The organism is Streptomyces sp. DvalAA-14 (assembly GCF_900091855.1).
Taxonomy (GTDB): domain Bacteria; phylum Actinomycetota; class Actinomycetes; order Streptomycetales; family Streptomycetaceae; genus Actinacidiphila.
In genome coordinates, this window is the sequence record NZ_FMCH01000025.1 from 1 (window position 1) to 3,942 (window position 3,942).

4 protein-coding genes are annotated in these 3,942 nt (G+C 74.3%); 2 read left to right on the plus strand and 2 right to left on the minus strand.

Annotated features, from left to right (window positions below; translation table 11 throughout):
* On the plus strand, window positions 1-185 hold a 185-nt coding region (locus tag GA0115240_RS01600; protein ID WP_202450931.1), incomplete at its 5' end, for a fascin domain-containing protein.
* 315 nt (window positions 186-500) lie between these two features.
* Window positions 501-1,346 carry a prephenate dehydratase gene (locus GA0115240_RS01605; RefSeq protein WP_093734845.1) on the plus strand — a complete coding sequence of 282 codons (846 nt, stop codon included), beginning with the start codon at window positions 501-503 and terminating at the stop codon, window positions 1,344-1,346.
* Between the two features lie 39 nt (window positions 1,347-1,385).
* Here the strand turns inward: GA0115240_RS01605 and GA0115240_RS01610 are convergent, their stop codons facing one another.
* Window positions 1,386-3,113, minus strand: coding sequence for a DUF4139 domain-containing protein (locus GA0115240_RS01610; protein ID WP_093734846.1), 1,728 nt, complete (start codon window positions 3,111-3,113; stop codon window positions 1,386-1,388).
* A gap of 3 nt (window positions 3,114-3,116) precedes the next feature.
* On the minus strand, window positions 3,117-3,942 hold an 826-nt coding region (locus GA0115240_RS01615), incomplete at its 5' end, for a DUF4139 domain-containing protein (protein WP_141708675.1).

Consider the following 3,942-nt stretch of genomic DNA (forward strand, 5'->3'; position numbering starts at 1 on the left):
GGACGACCATCGGCACCTCGGAGAGCTTCGACCTCATCAGCAATCCCGACGGCAGCGTCAGCCTCCGGGCCCACGCCAACGGCAACGTCGTCACCGCCGACAACGCCGGCGCCTCGCCGCTGATCGCCAACCGGTCGACGGTCGCCATCGGTCAGTGGGAGGAGTTCGACCTCCTCTACGACTGACGACTGACAGCGGCGACGCGCGCCGCGAACCGTACCGCCACCTGTCGGCGGCCGCTCACCGCGGGCCGGCAGGTCGGAGCCGCCGGTCACTTGACCGGCGGCTCCGCCGTCCGCACGTGTCGGTCCGGCGCGGCGTCGGGCCGACACGTCCGGCGAAGGCCCCGGCGGACCGCGCCGGCGTCAGCCATCCGCTTGAATCTACGGTGAACGGGAGCGCTCCGCCGCCGCGGCACGCCAGACTCACCACCACCGTGCCGCGCTCGGGCGGCACGGCATCTTGACGAGGACGCAGAAACGCACATGTCAGAAACGCACATGACAGCCATCGCCTACCAAGGAGAACCAGGATCGAATTCGGCCACCGCGGTGGCCGACCTGTATCCCGGCAGTCGGGGCCTGTCCTGCACGAGCTTCGAACAGGCCCTGGACGCGGTGACGCTGGGCGCCGCCGACCTCGCGGTGATCCCGGTGGACAACTCCGCCGCCGGGCGGGTGGCGGACGTGCACCACCTGCTCCCCGAGTCGGGCCTGTCGATTGTCGGGGAGTACTTCCTGGCCATCCACTTCGACCTGATGGGGCCGGCCGGCGGGTCGCTGGAGCAGGTCGAGTGCGTCCGCAGCCACGTGCACGCGCTCGGCCAGTGCCGAAAGGTGCTCCGGGAGGGCGGCTGGCGGACACTGGTCAGCGACGACACCGCGGGCGCGGCCCGCGAGGTGGCCGAACTCGGCGACCCCCGGCAGGCGGCCCTCGCGCCGCCGGCCGCGGCCGGACTGTACGGGCTGCGGACGCTGAAGGCCGATGTCGCCGACGACCCGGACAACACCACCCGTTTCGTCGTCCTGTCCCGCGGCTCCGTCGTCCCGCCGGACACCGGCGCACCCACGATGACGAGCCTGTTCTTCTGCGTGCGGAACATTCCCAGCGCGCTCTACAAGGCGCTGGGCGGCTTCGCCAGCAACGCGGTGAACCTCACCAAGATCGAGAGCTACCAGCTGGGCGCCGGGACGCAGCCCAGCCGCTTCTACATCGAGATCGAGGGGCACCCCGACGAGGGCCGGGTCGCGCACTCCCTGGAGGAACTGCGCTTCTTCTCCGCCGAGGTGCGCATCCTCGGCGTCTATCCGGCGCACCCCCACCGGTTCCGGGAGCGCCAGCGGTGACGGTGCGGTGCCGGGCCCGGCTCCCCCGCGCGGCCGGCCTCACAGGCCGGTGACGCCGCTTGCCGCCGTGAGGTCGTAGACCAGGCCGATCTCGCGCCGCTCGCCCGGGCCCAGGAGCAGCGTATAGCGGACCACGCCCTCGGCGTCCACCTCGTCCGGTTCGGGCACCGAGGCTTCGGTACGGACCCGCACCTCGACCGCGGAGACCTCCGAGACGGGGACGCGCTCGCGGATGACCACCTCCACCTCGCCGCCCTGCTCGGGGGCGTCGAGCCGGGACACGAACAGCCGCAGCTGCCGGGTGATGACCGTGCGCTGGTTGATACCGGCCAGCCCCGCGGTCTCACGGCTCTCCTCGAGATGGCGCACCACCCGGAAGGTGTCGTCGCTGCCGAACGCCAGCCGCACCTCCTCGCCGATGCCGGTGAACGCCAGTTCGCCCCGGCCGATGAAACCCCCGCCGCGCACCAGGTCCACCGGCCCGGCCAGCAGCACATGGCCGGCGGAGTTGGTGAACCGCGCGGCCGCGGCCACCAGCGGCGACAGCTCCGGCACGCAGCTGTTCTCCACCCGGCACGGCGCACTGACGGACGACAGGTGCACCCGCCGCGGGCGCCGGTCGGACGGGACGTCGACCGGATGCGGCGCCGCCAGCACCCGGACCGCGCCGCCGTCCTGGAGTCCGGGCAGCGCGGCGGGCCCGCCCGTGGCGGCGGACGGATCGCCGACGGTCCCGATCTCCTCCTCGCGCAGGTCCACCTCCACCGTGCGGCGTTCCTCCGAGGACCGCTCCCGCAGCGTGAGCACGTCCTCGGTCAGCGCCGGCGGGCTCGCGGCCAGCGTCGGGCGCGCGGTGGACAGCGACAGCCGCACACCGGTCCAGTCCTCGCCGGTGTCCTGCCAGACGAAGGCGTCGGTCTCCAGCAGCACGGACCGCCGGTCGGCGGCGAGCGCGGCCCGGTAGGCCGGCCGCCACAGCGCGCACGGCACCAGGTTGGTGACCCGCAGCTGCGCCGGGCCGGCCGTCTCGGCCTGGACCACCACGTCGAGGAAGGCGGTCAGCTGCTGCGGCTCGCTTTCCGCGGCGGCGAGCGCCTGCCGCGCTTCGCGGAGTTCCTCGTCCAGGTCGTGCAGGCGCCGGCGCAGCCGGTTCGCCTCCTCGATCCGCGGCTCGGCCGCCTGCTCGACCCGTTCCAGCCGGTCGGTCCAGCGCTCGGGGTCGGCGTCGCCGGCTCCGGCGCCCTGCACGATGTCGCGGTACAGGTCGGCCTTGGCCTGGCCGATCACCGCCAGGGAGTTGTCCAGCCGCTGCCGCAGGTGCCGCGCGTCCTCGATCTCCCGTTCCAGTTCGAGCACTTCGCGGCGCAGCCCGGAGGCGTCCCGGCCCGGTTCGCCGGGCGGCGTGGGCGTGTAGATCCGCACCACGCGGGCATCGAGCACCCGGGCGCCGGCCACCGGGGCGGCGCCGGGGGCCGGTTCGCCGGGGCCAGAGCCCGGGCTGCCCGCGGCCGCAGCCGGGCCGCCGGCGGTCGGTTGCCCGGTGCCGGCCGGGAACTCGGCGCGCAGCGACCGGTCGACGGTGAGCGGGGTCACCGGTCCGATGCGCAACCGGCTGAGCCCGGCCGCCAGTTGGACGAGGCCGGTGCGTTCGATCTGCGCGCGGTCCTCCATGAGGGTCACCGACGTGACGGGCAGGGCGTGCGGGTCCTCGGGCGCCGGGACGCCGGCGGGGTCCGCGGGCTCGGCGGACGGGCGGGGCGCGGCCATCGTTCAGTTCCTCCTGTTCCCGCCGACGGCCGTTTTCCCGACCGGGAAGCGGATGTCGAACCCTCCGGTCAGCGTGGCCGTCCGGCCCGGTTCCAGGGCGACCCGCCAGATCCGGGCGCCGCGGACGTAACTCTCCCGCTGGCCGTCCAGCGGCCTTCCGGGCTCGGTCCACGGCGGTCGGGCCGGGTGCTCCTCGATCCGGACGTCCTTGTCCGTCGACACCGGTATCCGCTCGCGCACTTCGACCAGCACCGGGTACGGCAGCCGGTTGGCGACCTCCACCTCCACGGTGTGGTCGAGGACCGTCGTGCCGCCGCGCAGCCCCGCGGTGGACTCGCGCATACGGGTGTGCCGCGCCACCTTGACGCTCTCCGCCACGCCCACGCCCACCGCCTCCTGCTGGCCGGGGGCGAGCGTCGGCAGTGCCGCGGTCAGGACGAAGTCGCCGTCGATCATCACGTCGACCGGTCCGGCGAGCAGGGCGTGGCCGGAGCTGTTGGTCACCTGGACGGTGCCGAAGACCGCCGGGTCCACCGACGGGACGCAGACGTACTCGAAGGCGGTGGTGACCGGCACCTCGGCGACCGGCACGGTGTGCCACCGACCGTCGGCCTCGACGTCGACCGGCGAGGCGGTGTCGAAGCGGTAGTCGAAGGAGCCCGCTGCCGCCCGCACATCGACGGCATGGGCCGGACGGGGCAGCCGCGCCACCGTATCGGCCAGCCGTCGGTGCTCGGCGGCGAGCGGCGGAGGGCCGGCGGTTGCGGGGCGCAGCGTGCCGGCCCCTCGGCGGCGTCGGGACCGGTCATCGTCAGGCGCGCGTAGTCCA